At 60.9% G+C, this 17748-nt stretch carries 18 protein-coding genes; 14 read left to right on the forward strand and 4 right to left on the reverse strand.

Translation table 11 applies throughout. The features are described from left to right. The first annotated feature begins 266 nt into the window (after positions 1-266). Genes cysJ through IT763_RS03570 form a run of 3 tightly spaced genes read left to right on the forward strand, consistent with a single transcriptional unit; the run spans position 267 to position 4579 of the window. Positions 267-2069 carry an NADPH-dependent assimilatory sulfite reductase flavoprotein subunit gene (gene cysJ / locus IT763_RS03560; RefSeq protein WP_206195181.1) on the forward strand — a complete coding sequence of 601 codons (1803 nt, stop codon included), beginning with the start codon at positions 267-269 and terminating at the stop codon, positions 2067-2069. Continuing rightward, positions 2069-3784, forward strand: a complete 1716-nt coding sequence (gene cysI, locus IT763_RS03565; RefSeq protein WP_197782033.1) for an assimilatory sulfite reductase (NADPH) hemoprotein subunit — start codon at positions 2069-2071, stop codon at positions 3782-3784. The genes cysJ and cysI overlap by 1 nt, the downstream gene beginning before the upstream one ends. Before the next feature lie 60 nt (positions 3785-3844). After that, positions 3845-4579, forward strand: a complete 735-nt coding sequence (locus IT763_RS03570) for a phosphoadenylyl-sulfate reductase (RefSeq protein ID WP_016929052.1) — start codon at positions 3845-3847, stop codon at positions 4577-4579. 55 nt (positions 4580-4634) lie between these two features. Here IT763_RS03570 and IT763_RS03575 read toward each other — a convergent pair whose 3' ends face one another. Further along, entirely contained in the window at positions 4635-5705 is a 1071-nt protein-coding gene (locus tag IT763_RS03575) for an aminopeptidase (protein WP_206195182.1), read from the reverse strand. A 260-nt stretch (positions 5706-5965) separates the two neighbouring features. Here IT763_RS03575 and cysG point away from each other — a divergent pair, with 260 nt between their 5' ends. From cysG to IT763_RS03600, 5 genes are all read left to right on the forward strand, one after another. Then, positions 5966-7396, forward strand: a complete 1431-nt coding sequence (cysG, locus tag IT763_RS03580; protein WP_016929050.1) for a siroheme synthase CysG — start codon at positions 5966-5968, stop codon at positions 7394-7396. Positions 7397-7418: 22 nt separating this feature from the next. Continuing rightward, complete coding sequence (cysD, locus tag IT763_RS03585; protein WP_004932620.1) at positions 7419-8327, forward strand: sulfate adenylyltransferase subunit CysD; 909 nt, start codon at positions 7419-7421, stop codon at positions 8325-8327. Between the two features lie 11 nt (positions 8328-8338). Next, positions 8339-9766: a sulfate adenylyltransferase subunit CysN gene (gene cysN, locus IT763_RS03590; RefSeq protein ID WP_016929049.1), complete on the forward strand. Its 1428-nt coding sequence runs from the start codon at positions 8339-8341 to the stop codon at positions 9764-9766. Further along, positions 9705-10394, forward strand: coding sequence for an adenylyl-sulfate kinase (gene cysC, locus IT763_RS03595; protein ID WP_079450100.1), 690 nt, complete (start codon positions 9705-9707; stop codon positions 10392-10394). Before cysN ends, cysC begins: the two co-directional genes overlap by 62 nt. 84 nt (positions 10395-10478) lie before the next feature. Then, on the forward strand, positions 10479-10805 hold the full coding sequence (locus IT763_RS03600; protein WP_016929047.1) for a DUF3561 family protein: 327 nt from the start codon (positions 10479-10481) through the stop codon (positions 10803-10805). Positions 10806-10857: 52 nt separating this feature from the next. Here the strand turns inward: IT763_RS03600 and IT763_RS03605 are convergent, their stop codons facing one another. The 3 genes from IT763_RS03605 to IT763_RS03615 form a co-directional block, all read right to left on the reverse strand. Beyond that, the gene (locus tag IT763_RS03605) at positions 10858-11580 is read right to left on the reverse strand and encodes an amino acid ABC transporter ATP-binding protein (RefSeq protein ID WP_016929046.1); all 723 of its coding nucleotides are present in this window, start codon (positions 11578-11580) and stop codon (positions 10858-10860) included. Then, on the reverse strand, positions 11564-12283 hold the full coding sequence (locus tag IT763_RS03610) for an amino acid ABC transporter permease (RefSeq protein ID WP_042706788.1): 720 nt from the start codon (positions 12281-12283) through the stop codon (positions 11564-11566). The genes IT763_RS03605 and IT763_RS03610 overlap by 17 nt, the downstream gene beginning before the upstream one ends. A gap of 114 nt (positions 12284-12397) precedes the next feature. Continuing rightward, positions 12398-13168 carry a basic amino acid ABC transporter substrate-binding protein gene (locus IT763_RS03615; protein ID WP_016929044.1) on the reverse strand — a complete coding sequence of 257 codons (771 nt, stop codon included), beginning with the start codon at positions 13166-13168 and terminating at the stop codon, positions 12398-12400. 403 nt (positions 13169-13571) lie between these two features. Here IT763_RS03615 and ftsB point away from each other — a divergent pair, with 403 nt between their 5' ends. Genes ftsB through IT763_RS03645 form a run of 6 tightly spaced genes read left to right on the forward strand, consistent with a single transcriptional unit; the run spans position 13572 to position 17500 of the window. Beyond that, positions 13572-13892, forward strand: a complete 321-nt coding sequence (gene ftsB / locus IT763_RS03620) for a cell division protein FtsB (RefSeq protein WP_016929043.1) — start codon at positions 13572-13574, stop codon at positions 13890-13892. A 3-nt stretch (positions 13893-13895) separates the two neighbouring features. Next, positions 13896-14603, forward strand: a complete 708-nt coding sequence (gene ispD, locus IT763_RS03625; protein WP_097102739.1) for a 2-C-methyl-D-erythritol 4-phosphate cytidylyltransferase — start codon at positions 13896-13898, stop codon at positions 14601-14603. Positions 14604-14613: 10 nt separating this feature from the next. Further along, on the forward strand, positions 14614-15087 hold the full coding sequence (gene ispF / locus IT763_RS03630; RefSeq protein WP_004932594.1) for a 2-C-methyl-D-erythritol 2,4-cyclodiphosphate synthase: 474 nt from the start codon (positions 14614-14616) through the stop codon (positions 15085-15087). 4 nt (positions 15088-15091) lie between these two features. Beyond that, positions 15092-16138: a tRNA pseudouridine(13) synthase TruD gene (gene truD, locus IT763_RS03635; RefSeq protein WP_206195183.1), complete on the forward strand. Its 1047-nt coding sequence runs from the start codon at positions 15092-15094 to the stop codon at positions 16136-16138. Further along, positions 16119-16880, forward strand: a complete 762-nt coding sequence (gene surE / locus IT763_RS03640) for a 5'/3'-nucleotidase SurE (RefSeq protein ID WP_206195184.1) — start codon at positions 16119-16121, stop codon at positions 16878-16880. Before truD ends, surE begins: the two co-directional genes overlap by 20 nt. Continuing rightward, positions 16874-17500, forward strand: a complete 627-nt coding sequence (locus IT763_RS03645) for a protein-L-isoaspartate(D-aspartate) O-methyltransferase (RefSeq protein WP_033641281.1) — start codon at positions 16874-16876, stop codon at positions 17498-17500. Before surE ends, IT763_RS03645 begins: the two co-directional genes overlap by 7 nt. Positions 17501-17748: the final 248 nt, after the last annotated feature.

The following is a 17748-nucleotide window of genomic DNA, read 5'->3' on the forward strand; positions in this document are numbered from 1 at the left end:
TGAAAAAACGATGAAAAAAAGCGCTTTAATTTCATCTGGATAAAAAACTTTGTTTAACGGTTTAAGCGTTATGCCTTACCAGAAAAACAGCTTAGTCATTTTGGTTATGATTTATTGCTATCCCTTATTTAATCGTTGCTATTCTGCTCGGTAACCTTACAAACTCTCCTGATCTTTTCCGCACACCCGACGCAGCGAAGAGACAGCGACTGACACTGGCGCGCGCCTGGCAGGAAAGGCGCTAAGTATAGGAAATAAGTACAGCAATGACGACTCAGGCTCCTCCAACATCTTTGCTCCCGCTGACGCCCGAACAGCTGGCGCGCCTGCAGGCGACGATCGGCGACTATTCGCCGACGCAGCTGGCGTGGCTGTCCGGTTATTTTTGGGGCATGGTCAATCAACAGCCCGGAGCCGTGGCCATTGCGCCTGTTGCCCCTGCGGCTGCCGCCGGCATCACCATCATTTCCGCTTCGCAGACCGGCAATGCGCGCCGCCTGGCGGAGCAGCTGCGCGACGATCTGCTGGCCGCCAATCTGAGCGCCACGCTGATCAGTGCCGGCGACTACAAGTTCAAGCAGATAGCTCAAGAGCGCCTGCTGGTGATCGTCGCCTCCACGCAAGGGGAAGGCGAGCCGGCGGAAGAAGCGGTGGCGCTGCATAAATTCCTGTTCTCGAAAAAGGCGCCGAAGCTGAATGATACCGCTTTTGCGGTGTTCGGGCTGGGCGACACCTCTTATGAGAATTTCTGCCAGTCTGGTAAGGATTTCGACGGCAAGCTGGCCGAGCTGGGTGCCGAGCGCCTGGTGGAGCGCGTGGATGCCGACGTGGAGTACCAGGAGCTGGCCGCCGCCTGGCGCAAACAGGTGGTGTCGGTGCTGAAGGCGCGCGCGCCGGCGGAAAGCACCGCGCCGGGCGTGTTGGCCAGCGGCGCGGTTGACCTGATCGACAGCAGTCCGTACAGCAAGGAACAACCGCTCACCGCCCAACTGGCGGTCAAGCAGAAAATTACCGGCCGCGCGTCGGATAAAGACGTGCGCCATATCGAGATCGATCTGGGCGACTCCGGCCTGCGCTATCAGCCGGGCGATGCGCTCGGCGTATGGTTCGACAACGATCCGGCGCTGGTGGACGAACTGGTGCAGCTGTTGTGGCTGAAAGGCGACGAGCCGGTCGAGGTGGAAGGGCAGACCCTGCCGCTGGCGCAGGCGCTGCGCAGCCATTTCGAGCTGACGCAGAACACCACGCCGATCGTCGATAAATACGCCGCGCTGTCGCGCGACGAAACGCTGATCGGCCTGCTGGCGGATAAAGCCGCGCTGCAGCATTACGCGCACAACACACCGATCGTCGACATGGTGCGCCAGGCGCCGGCGGATCTGAGCGCCGAACAGCTGATCGGTCTGCTGCGTCCGCTGACGCCGCGCCTGTACTCCATCGCCTCTTCGCAGGCGGAGAACGAAAGCGAAGTGCACATCACCGTGGGCGTGGTGCGTTACGACATCGACGGGCGCGCCCGCAGCGGCGGCGCCTCCGGCTTCCTGGCGGATCGCCTGGAGGAGGACGGCGACGTGCGGGTGTTTATCGAGCACAACGACAACTTCCGTCTGCCGGCCAACCCGGAAACGCCGGTGATCATGATCGGCCCGGGCACCGGCATCGCGCCGTTCCGCGCCTTTATGCAGCAGCGCGACGCCGACGGCGCCGGCGGCAAAAACTGGCTGTTTTTCGGCAACCCGCACTTTACCGAAGATTTCCTGTACCAGGTTGAATGGCAGCGCTACGTGAAAGACGGCCTGCTGACCCGCATCGATCTGGCCTGGTCCCGCGACCAGCAACATAAAATATACGTACAAGACAAACTGCGCGAACAGGGCGCGGAAGTGTGGCGCTGGATTCAGGAAGGCGCGCACATTTACGTCTGCGGCGATGCCAATCGCATGGCGAAAGACGTGGAAAACACATTACTGGAACTGGTGGCCGAGCACGGTGGCATGGATACCGAGCAGGCGGATGAATTTTTAAGTGAGCTGCGCCTTGAGCGCCGTTATCAGCGAGATGTTTACTGATGAGTGATAAACACCCCGGGCCTTTGGTAGTCGAAGGCAAACTGGCCGATGCGGAGCGCATGAAGAAGGAGAGCAACTTCCTGCGCGGCACCATCGCCGAAGATTTGAACGACGGCCTGACCGGCGGCTTCAACGGCGACAACTTCCTGCTGATCCGTTTTCACGGCATGTACCAGCAGGATGACCGCGACATTCGCGCCGAACGCGCCGAGCAGAAGCTGGAGCCGCGCCACGCCATGATGCTGCGCTGTCGCCTGCCGGGCGGCGTCATCAGCCCGCAGCAGTGGCTGGGCATCGACAAGTTCGCGCAGGAGAGCACGCTGTACGGCAGCATTCGCATCACCAACCGCCAGACGTTCCAGTTTCACGGCATTCTGAAAGGCAACGTCAAACCGGTGCACCAGCTGCTGAACCGCCTGGGGCTGGACGCGCTGGCGACCGCCAACGACGTGAACCGCAATGTGCTGTGCACCTCCAACCCGGTGGAGTCCGAGCTGCATCAGGAAGCCTACGAGTGGGCGAAGAAGATCTCCGAACACCTGCTGCCGCGCACCCGCGCTTACGCAGAGGTGTGGCTGGATCAGGAGAAGGTGGCCACTACCGACGAAGAGCCGATTCTGGGGCCGACCTACCTGCCGCGCAAATTCAAAACCACGGTGGTGATCCCGCCGCAGAACGACGTCGATCTGCACGCCAACGACATGAACTTCGTGGCGATCGCCGAAAACGGCAAGCTGGTGGGCTTCAACCTGCTGGTGGGCGGCGGGCTGTCCATTGAGCACGGCAACAAGAAAACCTACGCGCGTCAGGCCAGCGAGTTCGGCTACATTCCGCTCGAGCATACGCTGGCGGTGGCTGAAGCGGTGGTGACCACACAGCGCGACTGGGGCAACCGCACCGATCGCAAGAACGCCAAAACCAAATACACGCTGGAGCGCGTCGGGGTGGACGTTTTCCGCGCCGAAGTGGAAAAGCGCGCCGGCATCACCTTCGCGCCGATTCGGCCGTATGAATTCACCGGCCGCGGCGATCGCATCGGTTGGGTGAAGGGCATCGACGATCAGTGGCACCTGACGCTGTTTATCGAGAACGGCCGCCTGCTGGACTATCCGGGGCGCCCGCTGAAGACCGGTATGGCGGAGATCGCCAAGATCCATAAAGGCGACTTCCGCCTGACGGCGAACCAAAACGTGATCATCGCCGGCGTGCCGGAAAGCGAAAAGGCGAAGATCGAAGCCTTGGCGCGCGATCATGGCCTGATCGACGACGAGATCAGCGAGCAACGCAAAAACTCGATGGCCTGCGTGTCGTTCCCGACCTGCCCGCTGGCGATGGCGGAGGCCGAGCGTTTCCTGCCGCAGTTTGTCACCAAGGTGGAAGGGATCATGCATCGGCACGGGGTGGGTGACGAGCATATCGTGCTGCGCATCACCGGCTGCCCGAACGGCTGTGGCCGCGCGCTACTGGCGGAGCTGGGGCTGGTGGGCAAGGCGGTCGGCCGCTATAACCTGCATTTGGGCGGCAACCGCGAAGGCACGCGCATTCCGCGCATGTACCGCGAGAACATCAACGAAGATGAGATCCTGAGCGAGATCGATCTGCTGGTGGGGCGCTGGGCGAAGGAGCGCAACGCCGGCGAAGGTTTCGGCGACTTCACCGTTCGCGCGGGCATCGTCAAACCGGTGCTGGATCCGGCGCGAGATTTTTGGGAGTGAGGCCGGCGGCCCCTGGGCAGAGGGGCCGCACAGGTCATTTCAAGTATCAGGAGAGACAACATGGCTGAATTCGATCTGGCGGCGCTGAACGCGTTGCCCAAATCCGGGCAGGCGCTGGCATTAGCGGTGGTCAATGGCCAACTGGAGACCCTCAGCGCCGAACAGCGCGTTGCATGGGCGCTGGAGCATCTGCCCGGCGAATTCGTACTCTCGTCCAGTTTCGGCATTCAGGCGGCGGTATGCCTGCACCTGGTGACGCGTATCCGGCCGGATATCCCGGTGATCCTGACCGACACCGGTTATCTGTTCCCGGAAACCTATCGCTTTATTGATCAACTGACCGACCAACTGAAGCTGAATCTGCAGGTGTTCCGCGCGGAGCAGTCTCCCGCCTGGCAAGAGGCGCGCTATGGCAAGCTGTGGGAGCAGGGCGTGGAAGGGATTGAAAAATACAACCAGATCAATAAGGTCGAGCCGATGAACCGCGCGCTGGAGACGCTGGGCGCGCAGAGCTGGTTCGCCGGCCTGCGGCGCGAGCAGTCAGGCAGCCGCGCCAATCTGCCGGTACTGGCGGTGCAGCGTGGGGTGTTCAAGATCCTGCCGATCATCGACTGGGACAACCGCAAGATTTACCAGTATCTGACCGAACACGGGCTGAGTTATCACCCGCTGTGGGAGCAGGGTTACCTGTCGGTCGGCGATACCCACACCACCCAGAAGTGGGAGCCGGGCATGAGCGAGGAAGAGACGCGTTTCTTCGGCCTGAAGCGCGAGTGCGGCCTGCACGAAGGCTAAACGGCGCGATCAACATGACAGGGCTCAGCAATGCTGGGCCCTGTTTTTTTGCGGGCTACTTTTTCTTCTGCGCTTTCGGCGGGTGCGCCTGCGCCAGCTCTTTGATCAGCGGCAGCAGGATCTGCACGCTGTCGCGGCTGCGTTTGTCGATCCGCCCCGGCAGGTAGCGATCCAGATACTGCAGATTGTCATACTGCGGACGGTGCCAGGTGATGCCCTGCGGGAAGTGCGGGCTGACGGCGCGCTGTTGGTAGCCATCTTTACCGCCCAGCGACCAGTTGGTGGCCTCCACCGACAGCACCGGGATGCCAGCGGCGTCGAACACCTCTTGATCAGAGCAGCAGCCGGTGCCTTTCGGATGCTGTGCGCTGCCCGGATTGGTGGCGGCGGCGATGCCGTAGCGGTGGGCGATATCCAGCGCGCGATCGCGGGAACGCTTCGCCATTTGCGGCGGCGTGTTGCGCCCGGCGTTGAAATACAGACGATCGCCGGTGATCAGGCTGTCGAGGTTGATCACCAGCACGGTGTTGCTTTTCTCTTCCGCGCTCATGCGTTGCAAGTAGTTCTGCGCCCCCAGTGAACCGATCTCTTCGGCGCTGGTGGCGACGAAGCGCAGGCCGTAGGCGGTGGGAATGTTCTTCAGGCGTTCCGCCAGTTCCAGCATCACGCCGATGCCGGAGGCGTTGTCGTCGACGCCCTGCAGCGTCAAGCCGCCGAGGTTGTTATCCAGATCCTCATCGCTCTGCGGCGTATAGGTGTCGAAGTGGGCGACGACCACGATCTGTTTTGGGCTGTCGCCGTTGCGGGCGGCGATCACCGAGCTGGCGGTGACGTTGTTCCAGTTCTTCTTGCCGTCTTTGCTGGTGTAGAGATAGCGCGTATTGACGCTGCGAATGTCGCTTTGGTAACCCATCTTGCTGAATTGCTGCTTCAGATAGTCGGCGGTGAGCAATTCTGCCGGGCTGCCCGCCATGCGGCCGGGGAAGTAAGTGGCGATGTGGCGGGTCTGTTCGGCGGCGAAACGGCCCATTGGCGCGTCTTTTACGGGCTGTGCGGCACAAACGCTGAAGACGCCGCCGAGTGCGAGGGCCAGCAGGCTGGTCTTCAGGTAAAAACGGGAAAACATACCGAAAAATCCTTCTTTGCTATCGGCGCTGCCGATCATTTTTCTTCGGCACCCAGTATGAGACGCCGGGCGGCATTACACAATTTCCCTGTCTCTTAATTTCGCACGAACGCGCAAACCGCCGCCGTGAGTATTACCGTTTGCTTCCTGCGTTGCGGCCTATATTCCATAAAGGAACTAATCATTCCTTTTCGTCATTTCAGAGGCTAAATCTCAGCCCGTATAGTCACACTATCTTTCTGTTATATGAAAAGGCTGTTGTGGACTATCTACCAATATTCGCCGACCTGAAACAACGCCCGGTGCTGGTCGTTGGCGGTGGTGACGTGGCTGCGCGCAAAGTCGATCTGCTTCAGCGCGCCGGGGCTGAAATACGGATAGTTGCGCAGTCGCTCTCACCGGAACTGGAACAACAACGTCAGCAAGGGCAGGTGCTCTGGCTGGGGAAAAGCTTTGATCCGCAGCAGTTGGACGACGTGTTTCTGGCGATCGCCGCCACGGACGACAACGCGCTGAACGCCGCGGTGTTCGCCGAGGCGGATAAACGCCGGGTGTTGGCCAACGTGGTGGACGATCAGCCGCGCTGCTCATTCATTTTCCCGTCGATCATCGATCGCTCGCCGCTGGTGGTGGCGGTGTCGTCCAGCGGCCAGGCGCCGGTGCTGGCGCGACTGCTGCGCGAAAAGCTGGAGGCGTTGCTGCCCGCCAGTTTGGGGCAGATGGCGCAGGTGGCGGGCCGTTGGCGCGGCCAGGTCAAACGGCGGTTGGCTTCGATCGGCGAACGTCGCCGTTTCTGGGAGAAAACCTTCGGCGGCCGTTTCGCCACGCTGGTGGCCAACGGCCAGACGGCGCAGGCGGAACGGCAGCTGGAGCAGGATTTACACCGCTTCGCCGCAGGCGATGAAGGCGCACAGGGCGAGATCGCCCTGGTGGGCGCCGGGCCGGGCGACGTGGGGCTGTTGACCCTGCGCGGGCTGCAGGTGATGCAGCAGGCGGACGTGGTGCTGTATGACCATCTGGTCAGCGGCGAGATCCTCGATCTGGTGCGCCGCGACGCCGAGCGCATCTGCGTGGGCAAGCGCGCCGGCGCGCACTCGGTGATCCAGGAAGAGACCAACCGGCTGCTGGTGGAGCTGGCGCAGCAGGGCAAACGCGTGGTGCGCCTCAAGGGCGGCGATCCGTTCATCTTTGGCCGCGGCGGCGAAGAGCTGCAGGTGGCCGCCGCCGCCGGCATTCCGTTCCAGGTGGTGCCGGGCGTCACGGCCGCCGCGGGGGCGACCGCCTACGCCGGCATTCCGCTGACGCATCGCGATCACGCGCAGAGCGTGACCTTTATCACCGGCCACTGCCGCCCGGACGGCGATGGTCTGGACTGGGCCGATCTGGCCCGGGCGCGGCAGACGCTGGCTATCTACATGGGCACTATGAAGGCGGCGGACATCAGCCAACGTCTGATCGCCCACGGTCGCGACGCCGCGACGCCGGTAGCGGTGATCAGCCGCGGCACGCGCGCCGATCAGCAGGTGCAGATCGGCACGCTGGAACACCTGGAACACCTGGCCCAACGGGCGCCGCTGCCGGCGCTGCTGGTGATTGGCGAAGTGGTGGAACTGCACCATCAAATCGCCTGGTTCGGGCATCAATCGCAGACGGAAGGGGCCGCGCGCCCGGCCGTCGTGAATTTGGCATAGGCAAGGCTTTTAAGGATCTGTTATGGACGAAAAACGACTCACTCATTTGCGGCAATTGGAGGCGGAGAGTATCCATATCATCCGTGAAGTCGCCGCTGAATTCGCCAACCCGGTGATGCTGTATTCCATCGGCAAAGACTCTTCCGTGATGCTGCATTTGGCGCGCAAGGCGTTCTTCCCCGGCACGCTGCCGTTCCCGCTGCTGCATGTCGATACCGGCTGGAAGTTCCGCGAAATGTACGAATTCCGCGATCGCACCGCTAAGGAGTACGGCTTCGAGCTGCTGGTGCATAAAAACCCGGAAGGGGTGGCGATGGGCATCAACCCGTTCGTGCACGGCAGCGCCAAGCATACCGATATCATGAAAACCGAGGGCCTGAAGCAGGCGTTGAACAAGTACGGTTTCGACGCTGCCTTCGGCGGTGCGCGGCGCGACGAGGAGAAATCGCGCGCCAAAGAGCGCATCTATTCGTTCCGCGATCGCTTCCACCGCTGGGATCCGAAAAACCAGCGGCCGGAGCTGTGGCACAACTACAACGGCCAGATCAACAAAGGGGAGAGCATCCGCGTGTTCCCGCTGTCGAACTGGACCGAGCTGGATATCTGGCAGTACATCTTCCTGGAAAAGATCGACATCGTGCCGCTGTACCTGGCGAAACCTCGCCCGGTGGTGGAGCGCGACGGCATGCTGATGATGGTGGACGACGATCGCATCGATCTGCAGCCGGGTGAAGTGATCAGCCAGCGCATGGTGCGTTTCCGCACTCTGGGGTGCTGGCCGCTGACCGGCGCGGTGGATTCGCAGGCGCAAACCCTGCCGGAGATCATCGAAGAGATGCTGGTCTCCACCACCAGCGAACGCCAGGGGCGGATGATCGATCGCGATCAGTCCGGCTCGATGGAGCTGAAAAAGCGTCAAGGGTATTTCTAAGGAGCCGCCGGATGAACAACGCAATTGCACAACAAATCGCTGACCAGGGCGGCGTCGAGTCCTACCTGCACGCGCAGCAGCACAAGAGCCTGCTGCGCTTTCTGACCTGCGGCAGCGTCGATGACGGCAAAAGCACCCTGATTGGCCGCCTGCTGCACGATACCCGCCAGATCTACGAGGATCAGCTGTCGACGCTGCACAGCGACAGCAAACGCATCGGTACTCAGGGCGAAAAGCTCGACCTGGCGCTGCTGGTGGACGGCCTGCAGGCCGAGCGCGAGCAGGGCATCACCATCGACGTGGCCTATCGCTATTTCTCGACCGAAAAACGTAAATTTATCATTGCCGATACTCCGGGGCATGAGCAGTACACCCGCAACATGGCCACCGGCGCCTCGACCTGCGATCTGGCGATCCTGTTGATCGACGCGCGCAAAGGGGTGCTGGATCAGACTCGCCGCCACAGCTTTATCGCGACCCTGCTGGGCATTCGCCATCTGGTGGTCGCGGTAAACAAAATGGATCTGGTGGACTATCAGGAAGCGGTGTTCGAGCAGTTCAAACAGGATTACCTGACCTTCGCCCAGCAGTTGCCTGGCGATCTGGACATCAAGTTCGTGCCGTTGTCGGCGCTGGACGGCGACAACGTGGCGAGCGAAAGCGCCCATATGCCGTGGTACAGCGGCCCGACGCTGCTGGAAGTGCTGGAGAGCGTTGATGTGATCAGCGAGCGAGAAAACCAGCCGCTGCGTTTCCCGGTACAGTACGTCAACCGCCCGAACCTCGATTTTCGCGGTTATGCCGGCACGCTGTCCGCCGGCGTGGTGCGGGTGGGGCAACGCATCAAAGTGCTGCCTTCCGGCGTGGAGTCCAGCGTGGCGCGCATCGTGACTTTTGACGGCGATCTGCAAGAAGCGGTGCCGGGCGAGGCGATTACGCTGGTGCTGAAAGATGAAGTGGACATCAGCCGCGGCGATTTGCTGGTCGACGCCGGCGAAAACCTGCAGGCGGCGCAGAGCGCGCGGGTGGACGTGGTATGGATGGCCGAGCAGCCGCTGGTGCCGGGCCAGAGCTACGACATCAAGATCGCCGGCAAAAAGACCCGCGCCCGCGTGGAGAGCATCCGCCATCAGGTGGAGATCAACACGCTGGCGCAGCATCCGGCTGACACATTGCCGCTCAACGGCATCGGGTTGGTGGAGCTGACCTTCGACGAACCGCTGGTGCTGGACAGCTACCAGAGCAACCACGACACCGGCGGGCTGATCTTCATCGATCGCATGAGCAACGTGACGGTTGGCGCCGGTCTGGTGCGTGAAACGCTGCAGGCCGCATCGGCGGCGCGCGGAGAATTCAGCGCCTTCGAGCTGGAGCTGAATGCGCTGGTGCGCAAGCACTTCCCGCACTGGGGCGCCCGCGATCTGCTCGGTGGCCGATAAGGTGGCCGCTGAACTGAGGGCGACCGGGCCGGACGATGAGAACGTGGTTTGGCATCCGCACGCGGTCACGCGCGCGGATCGCGAAGCGCGCAACGGCCACCGCGGCGCGGTGCTGTGGTTTACCGGGCTGTCCGGCTCGGGCAAATCCACCGTCGCCGGCGCGCTGGAGCAAGCGCTGCATGGGCTTGGCGTCAGCACCTATCTGCTGGACGGCGATAACGTGCGCCACGGTTTGTGCCGGGATCTCGGTTTTTCCGACGAGGATCGGCGCGAGAACATCCGCCGGGTGGGCGAAGTGGCCAAACTGATGGTGGATGCCGGGCTGGTGGTGCTGACCGCGTTCATTTCGCCGCACCGCGCCGAGCGGCAACTGGTGCGCGAGATGCTCGGCGACGATCGCTTTATCGAGGTGTTCGTCGACACGCCGTTGGCGATCTGTGAGGCGCGCGATCCGAAGGGATTGTATAAGAAAGCGCGCGCCGGCGAGCTGCGCAATTTCACCGGTATCGACGCGGTTTATGAGGCGCCGCAGCAGCCGGAAATCCACCTCGACGGCCAACAATTGGTAACAAATTTGATTGCGCAATTGTTAGACGTGTTGCGTGGTCAGGCTATTATCAAACCCTGAATTCAAAAAAAGCGTGTGGCGTTTTTCGCCATGCGCTTTTTACTCTAAGCCGCCGCAGAGCGAGCCGAATAACCAGGGATCACTATGCAAAATGTCACGCCTATCTTGATCGACTCCAAGCAGTCAAAACAGGAGAGAGAGGAGCCTTCTTATTCTTTCCTGGGCGGCGTCAGCGGCTTTGTTTTCTACTGGCTGGCGTTCGCGTTGCCGTTTCTGGTTTACGGTTCCAACACGCTGTTTTTCCTGCTCTATACCTGGCCGTTTTTCCTGGCGCTGATGCCGCTGTCGGTGCTGATCGGCATCACTCTCAGCATGCTGCTGCGCGGCCGTCTGATCTTGACGCTGCTGCTGACCGGCGCCGTTGTGCTGTGCCTGTTCTGGCTGGTGTTCAGCTTCCTGACCGGGTGGTGAGAGAGTGGGCGCCGATGCCGGCGCCCGCAGGATTGCAAAGCCGTGCCGAAGGTTACAAAACTTTGCTCAAAAATGCCTGAGTGCGCGGATTGGACGGGTGACTGAAGATCTGCTGCGGCTGCCCCTCTTCCTGAATGATCCCCTGATCGATAAACAGTACCCGGTCGGCCACCTCGCGGGCAAAGCCCATCTCATGCGTCACCACCACCATGGTCATGCCCTCGAGGGCCAGTGATTTCATCACCGCCAACACTTCGCCCACCAGCTCAGGATCGAGCGCGGAGGTCGGTTCGTCGAACAACATGATCTTCGGCTCCATCGCCAGCGCGCGGGCGATGGCCACCCGCTGCTGCTGGCCGCCGGACAGACTGTTGGGATAGGCGTCGATCTTGTCGAGCAGGCCAACCTTGAGCAGCAGCTGCTCGGCTTGTGCGATGGCTTCAGCGCGCGGCTGTTTCTTCACGCTCACCGGCGCCATGATGATATTTTCCAACACCGTCATGTGTGGGAACAGGTTGAAGCGCTGGAACACCATGCCCACGCTTTCACGCATTTTGTTCAGGTCGGTTTTCTGATCGTGGACGGCGAAGCCGTTCACCTCGATCTCGCCGCCGGAGAGCGTTTCCAGCGCATTGATGCAGCGCAGGAAGGTGCTTTTTCCCGAGCCGGAAGGGCCGATGACGCACACCACTTCGTTGGCGGCGATCTGGCAAGAAATGCCGCGCAGCACATGGCTTTCGCCGAACTGTTTTTGCAGGTTATGTACGCGAATCACTTTTACCGAACCTCTTTTCCATGTGCTGCACCAGCAGCGAGAGCAGGAAGGTGATGACCCAATAGACCAGCGAAATGGTCAGATAGGGCTCCCAGTAGGTGGCGTAGGCGCCGGAGACGGTACGGGCGGCATAGGCCAGATCCGCCAGGCCGATGGCGGAGGCCAGCGACGAATCCTTGACGATGGCGATGGCGTTGTTGCCCAGCGGCGGCAGCATGCGGCGGAAAGCCTGCGGCAGGATCACCTGACGCATGGTCTTGCCATAGCTCATGCCCAGCGAGCGCGATGCCTCCATCTGGCCGCGATCGATCGACTGGATCCCGGCGCGGAAGATTTCCGACACATAGGCGCCGGCGTTGAGCGTGATCGCCACCACGCAGGAGAGAAAGGCGCCGTAGTCGGCGCGCAGCGCGCGAGCGAAATCGACGCTCATCAGGCCGCTGGTGACCAGCAGACCGTCACGCGGGTTGATGAACAGCGGCACCAGCGCGAAGTGCACCACCATGATCTGCACGAACAGCGGCGTGCCGCGAAAGGCGCTGATGTAGATGCGCACCGGCCACTGAACGCCGTAATGCAGGATGGGTTTCCAGATGCCGTGCGGCGCCTGCGCCAAACGGCCCAGCCCGAGGATCAAGCCCCAGGTGGTGCCCAGCAGCACGCAGATAATGGTGCATTTGATGGTCATCCAGGCGCCTTCCATAAACAGCGGCGCGTATTCCTGGATGATCTCCCAGCGGAAGTTCAAGGGGTATTCCTTCTTGGTAGGCTGAAACGGTGGCGCGCCGACGCTCTTGCGGGCGCCGGCGACTGGGGATTATTCCGCCGGCAGCGTCGGTACGTTACTGTCGAACCAGGTTTGGTAGATCTTGGCGTAGGTGCCGTCGGCGACGATTTTCTTCAGGCCGGCGTTGATCTTGTTGCGCAGTTCATCGTTGCCTTTGGCGACGGCGATGCCGAAATACTGGCGCTCGAACTTGGCGTCGGGCACCAGCTTGAAGGCTTTCTCAGGGTGGGTTTTGATATAGAACTTGGCCACGCCGACGTCGCCGACCGCCGCGCCGATGCCGTCTTCATACAGCTCCTGCAGCATCAGCGGGGTGTTGTCAAAGCGCTTGATGGCGGTGCTGTTTTTACCCAGCACGTCGGACACCACGATGTCGCCGGTGCTGGAGTTTACCACGCCGACCTTCAGCGCTTTCAGTGCGGCGATGGAGTCCACCGTCGAGTCTTGCGGCACCACGATAGCCTGCTCAGCCGGGAAGTAAGGCGCTGAGAAATCAACCATTTGCTTGCGCTTGTCGGTGATGGTGATGCCGGAGATGATGATATCGCGATCGCCGGAGTTCAGCGTGGCGAAGATCCCTTCCCACGGCGTATTGATCAGTTTGATTTGGAAGCCTTCAGCCTTGGCCACCGCCTTGATGATGTCGATGTCGAAACCTTCAAGCTGCTTTTGGCTGTTTTCAAATTCGAACGGCCGATAGGTGCCGCCGGAGCCGACGACGTAGGTTGGTTCAGCCGCCAACGCGGCGATGGAGAAGGTGGCGGCCAGGCAGGCGCCGATCAGAACTAAACGTTTTAACATCGCGATCCCCGATAATGAATGGTTATATATTGGAATTATTTATGCACTATGAGTGCATAAAAATAAGCTTCAATGAATGAAAGTGCAACCGCTGCATGAGGATTATTCTCTCTATGGTGTTAAATATTCACTTTTTGCTTTGCTGTGGCGTAAGCGATGGGTCAGGAAGCGGTGATGCAGTGATTCTTGCTGCATAATGGAGGTGGGGCAGCGTGTGTCTCATTGGAAAACGCGGCGCGCGCGCCGAGCCAAAGGGGCGTTTTTTGCCGCTTTCACAGCGGAATTAGGCGATAAACACGGGAACCCTTCATCCGTATTCTGAATTTGGCGCTGAAATGCCGCTCTCAGTGTGGAGTCCAACGAGAAGTTGTGGGATGATTGGTCGGTTTTTCAGGGGGCGGAGATGGGAAAACTTACGCTGCTATTGCTGGCATTGCTCGGTTGGTTACAGTATTCACTGTGGCTGGGCAAAAATGGTATTCACGATTACGTGCGGGTCAATGAAGACGTTGCGGTCCAGCAGGGCAACAACGCCAAGTTGAAAGCGCGTAACGATCAGCTGTTTGCCGAAATCGATGATTTGAACGGCGGACAGGAAGCGATCGAAGAGCGTGCGCGTAATGAGCTGGGCATGATCAAGCCCGGTGAGACTTTCTATCGTCTGGTTCCTGACCAATCCAGACGCAACGCGGCGTCTTCTTCGCAAAACAACGCACAAAAATAACGCATGAATCACTCCGCAGGTACCTTTCCCTCGGTGATTGCCGTCCTGCCCGCTGCCGGTATCGGCAGCCGCATGCAGGCGGAATGCCCGAAGCAATATTTAACCATCGGCCGGCACAGCATCGTCGAACACGCCATTCACGCCCTGTTGCGCCACCCGCGCATTGAACGGGTGATCGTGGCGATCGGCCCCGAAGATCGCCAGTTCGAACAGTTGCCGATCGCCCAGGATCCGCGGGTGATCGTCACCGAAGGCGGCAAGCAGCGCGCCGATTCGGTGATGGCCGGGCTGAAACTGGCGGGTGATGCGGACTGGGTGCTGGTGCATGACGCCGCGCGCCCCTGCCTGCACGCCGACGATCTCGAGCGTCTGCTGGCGATCACCGCACATAGCAAGGTCGGCGGCATTCTCGCCGCGCCGGTGCGCGACACCATGAAACGCGCCGAACCTGGCCGCGAAACCATCGCCCACACCGTCGAACGGCAGGATCTGTGGCATGCGCTGACGCCGCAGCTGTTTCCGCTGCCGCTGCTCAAGCTGTGCCTGCAGCGCGCGCTGGATGAAGGCGCGAACGTCACCGACGAAGCCTCGGCGCTGGAACATTGCGGCTATCATCCGCTGCTGATCGCCGGCCGGGCGGACAACATTAAAGTAACGCGGCCGGAGGATTTGGCGCTGGCGGCGTTCTATTTGACCCAGTTAGACAATTAAGGAGCGCATCATGCGTATCGGTCACGGTTTTGATGTACATAAATTCGGCGGCGAAGGCCCGTTGGTGATCGGTGGTGTTCGCATCCCTTACGACAAAGGCTTGCTGGCCCACTCCGATGGTGACGTCGCGCTGCATGCCGCCACCGACGCCCTGTTGGGGGCGGCGGCGCTGGGCGATATCGGCAAGCTGTTCCCCGATACCGATCCGGCTTTCAAGGGCGCGGACAGCCGCGAGCTGCTGCGCGAAGCCTGGAAACGCATCCGCGCCAAAGGGTACCGCCTCGGCAATCTCGACATCACGATTATTGCCCAGGCGCCGAAAATGGCGCCGCACATCCCGCAGATGCGCGTCTTCCTGGCGGAAGATTTGCAGTGCCATATGGATGACGTCAACGTGAAGGCCACGACCACCGAGCAGCTCGGTTTCACCGGGCGCGGCGAGGGCATCGCGTGCGAAGCGGTCGCCTTGCTGATCAAGGAATAACCGCATGGATATGGCGAATCTGACCTGGCTGCATGGCCGGCCGCAGAGCTCCGGGGTGTTGAAAGCCAATCCGGAAGATTTCGTGGTGGTCGAAGATCTGGGCTTTGCGCCGGACGGCGAAGGCGAGCACGTGCTGGTGAATATCCGTAAAAACGGCTGCAATACCCAGTTCGTGGCCGATTACCTGGCGCGCTTCGCCGGCATTCACGCCCGTTCTGTCAGCTATGCCGGTTTGAAGGATCGCCACGCGGTGACCGAGCAGTGGTTCTGCCTGCATATGCCGGGTAAGGACACGCCGGATTTCTCCCGGTTTACGCTGGAAGGCTGCGAGGTGCTCTCGTCTGCCCGCCACCTGCGTAAAATGCGCATCGGCAACCTGAAGGGCAACCACTTTACGTTGGTGCTGCGCCAGATTTCCGATCGGCAGGACGTGGAACGTCGCCTGCAGACTATCGCCGCGCAGGGTGTGCCAAACTATTTCGGCAGCCAACGCTTCGGCCGCGGCGGCAACAATCTGGTGATGGCGCGCCGCTGGGCGAACGACGAAATCCGCGTTAAAGAGCGCAGCAAGCGCAGCTTCTACCTTTCCGCCAGCCGCAGTGCGCTGTTCAATCTGATAGCCGGCCGGCGCCTGGCCGACGGCCTGCAGCGCACCGTGCTGGAGGGGGATGCCCTGCAGTTGAGCGGCCGCGGTAGCTGGTTCGTCGCCAAAGCCGATGAGCTGGAGACGTTGCAACAGCGGCTGGATGCCGGCGAGCTGGCGATCACGGCCTCCTTGCCGGGCGACGGAGAGCCAGGCACCGCCGGCCAAGCCTTGGCTTTTGAACAACACTGCTTGGCGGAACAACCGGAATTGCTTACGCTTTTAAAGCGCGAGCGTGTCGACCCCGCTCGCCGGGCCCTGCTGTTGCAGCCGCAAAATTTGCAGTGGAACTGGTGGGATGACGTTACCGTAGAATTGCGTTTCTGGCTGCCGGCAGGCAGCTTCGCGACCAGCGTGGTGCGTGAAATTATGCAGCAGGATGACAGTGATGCGGATATTGCTGAGTAACGATGACGGCGTCAGCGCCCAGGGCATTCAGGTGCTGGCGGCGGCGCTGCGGGAATTCGCCGAAGTGCAGGTCGTGGCGCCGGATCGTAACCGCAGCGGCTCTTCCAACGCCTTAACGCTGGAGTCGCCGTTGCGCACGCAGACGCTGGCCAACGGGGATATTGCGGTGTTGCAAGGGACGCCGACCGACTGCGTTTACCTTGGCGTCAACGCATTGATGCGCCCGGCGCCCGATATCGTGGTCTCCGGCATTAATGCCGGGCCGAATTTGGGTGACGACGTTATCTATTCCGGCACCGTCGCGGCGGCGATGGAGGGCCGGCACCTGGGGCTGCCCGCGCTGGCGGTGTCTCTGAACGGTCACCAACACTACGCGACCGCAGCGGCCATTACCTGCCGCATCCTGCGCGCGCTGCAGCGTGAACCGTTACGTACCGGAAAAATCCTGAATATTAACGTACCGGATCTGCCGCTGGCTGAGATCAAAGGCCTGCGCGTTACCCGCTGCGGCAGCCGCCATCCTGCCGACAAGGTCTTCTGCCAGCAGGATCCGCGCGGACAAAATATCTACTGGATCGGGCCGCCTGGTGATAAATTTGATGCCGGGCCGGATACCGACTTTGCGGCGGTGGAACAAGGCTATGTGGCGATAACGCCGCTACAGGTGGATTTAACCGCCTACGCGGCGCAAGAAGTCGTGAAAACATGGTTAACCAAGGCAGAGGTTAGCGGGGAATGGTGAATAAGCGCATGCAAACATTGCTGACGCAGCTGCGGCAGCAGGGGATCCGGGACGAAAAGCTGCTGCGGGCGATCGAAGCGGTGCCGCGCGAGCGTTTTGTCGATGAAGCGCTGGATCATAAGGCCTACGAAAACACCGCATTGCCGATCGGTTCCGGTCAGACCATTTCCCAGCCTTATATGGTGGCGCGGATGACCGAGCTGCTGAATCTGAAACCTACCTCAAGGGTGTTGGAGATCGGCACCGGTTCCGGTTATCAAACCGCTATCCTGGCACATCTGGTGCAACACGTTTGTTCCGTCGAACGCATCAAGGGGCTGCAGTGGCAGGCCAAGCGCCGCCTGAAACAGCTCGATCTTCACAATGTTTCCACCCGCCACGGCGACGGCTGGCAGGGGTGGGCCTCGCGCGGCCCGTTCGATGCGATCATCGTCACTGCCGCGCCGCCGGAGATCCCGCAGGCGCTGGTGGAGCAGCTGGACGATGGCGGCATTTTGGTGTTGCCGGTGGGCGAGCAGGCTCAAACCCTCAAACGCATTCAGCGTCATGGCAACGATTTCGTTATCGATGCGGTAGAGGCAGTGCGCTTTGTGCCGTTGGTGAAAGGCGAATTGGCCTAGCGATTGTCTGAATTTTCGACCGTCTGCAAAATCTGTTGCACTTTCATCATGGCCGGATAAGGTTTTCTCGTTCCAATCAGGCTAATTTTCACTAGAATTGGCCTTTCTACGTAGTTGTCTTATGGTGCGGCAACGCCAATGTGGTTAGCATTGGCGCGCGTTTTGATGCTCCGGCGCGAGATGACCTGGCGTTCAGGGATCGGCCGGCGGCGCCTTTACATCGCAGAAACTGGGAAGTGGCAAAAGCT

The organism is Serratia sp. CMO1, assembly GCF_015689115.1.
Lineage (GTDB): Bacteria > Pseudomonadota > Gammaproteobacteria > Enterobacterales > Enterobacteriaceae > Serratia > Serratia marcescens.

Bases quoted from the DNA above. Each gene is read 5' to 3' on its own strand.
- cysJ (WP_206195181.1), top strand. From the start codon at position 267: ATGACGACTCAGGCTCCTCCAACATCTTTGCTCCCGCTGACGCCCGAA.
- cysI (WP_197782033.1), top strand. From the start codon at position 2,069: ATGAGTGATAAACACCCCGGGCCTTTGGTAGTCGAAGGCAAACTGGCC.
- IT763_RS03570 (WP_016929052.1), top strand. From the start codon at position 3,845: ATGGCTGAATTCGATCTGGCGGCGCTGAACGCGTTGCCCAAATCCGGG.
- IT763_RS03575 (WP_206195182.1), bottom strand. From the start codon at position 5,705: ATGTTTTCCCGTTTTTACCTGAAGACCAGCCTGCTGGCCCTCGCACTC.
- cysD (WP_004932620.1), top strand. From the start codon at position 7,419: ATGGACGAAAAACGACTCACTCATTTGCGGCAATTGGAGGCGGAGAGT.
- cysN (WP_016929049.1), top strand. From the start codon at position 8,339: ATGAACAACGCAATTGCACAACAAATCGCTGACCAGGGCGGCGTCGAG.
- cysC (WP_079450100.1), top strand. From the start codon at position 9,705: ATGCGCTGGTGCGCAAGCACTTCCCGCACTGGGGCGCCCGCGATCTGC.
- IT763_RS03600 (WP_016929047.1), top strand. From the start codon at position 10,479: ATGCAAAATGTCACGCCTATCTTGATCGACTCCAAGCAGTCAAAACAG.
- IT763_RS03610 (WP_042706788.1), bottom strand. From the start codon at position 12,283: ATGGAAGGCGCCTGGATGACCATCAAATGCACCATTATCTGCGTGCTG.
- IT763_RS03615 (WP_016929044.1), bottom strand. From the start codon at position 13,168: ATGTTAAAACGTTTAGTTCTGATCGGCGCCTGCCTGGCCGCCACCTTC.
- ftsB (WP_016929043.1), top strand. From the start codon at position 13,572: ATGGGAAAACTTACGCTGCTATTGCTGGCATTGCTCGGTTGGTTACAG.
- ispD (WP_097102739.1), top strand. From the start codon at position 13,896: ATGAATCACTCCGCAGGTACCTTTCCCTCGGTGATTGCCGTCCTGCCC.
- ispF (WP_004932594.1), top strand. From the start codon at position 14,614: ATGCGTATCGGTCACGGTTTTGATGTACATAAATTCGGCGGCGAAGGC.
- truD (WP_206195183.1), top strand. From the start codon at position 15,092: ATGGATATGGCGAATCTGACCTGGCTGCATGGCCGGCCGCAGAGCTCC.
- surE (WP_206195184.1), top strand. From the start codon at position 16,119: ATGCGGATATTGCTGAGTAACGATGACGGCGTCAGCGCCCAGGGCATT.
- IT763_RS03645 (WP_033641281.1), top strand. From the start codon at position 16,874: ATGGTGAATAAGCGCATGCAAACATTGCTGACGCAGCTGCGGCAGCAG.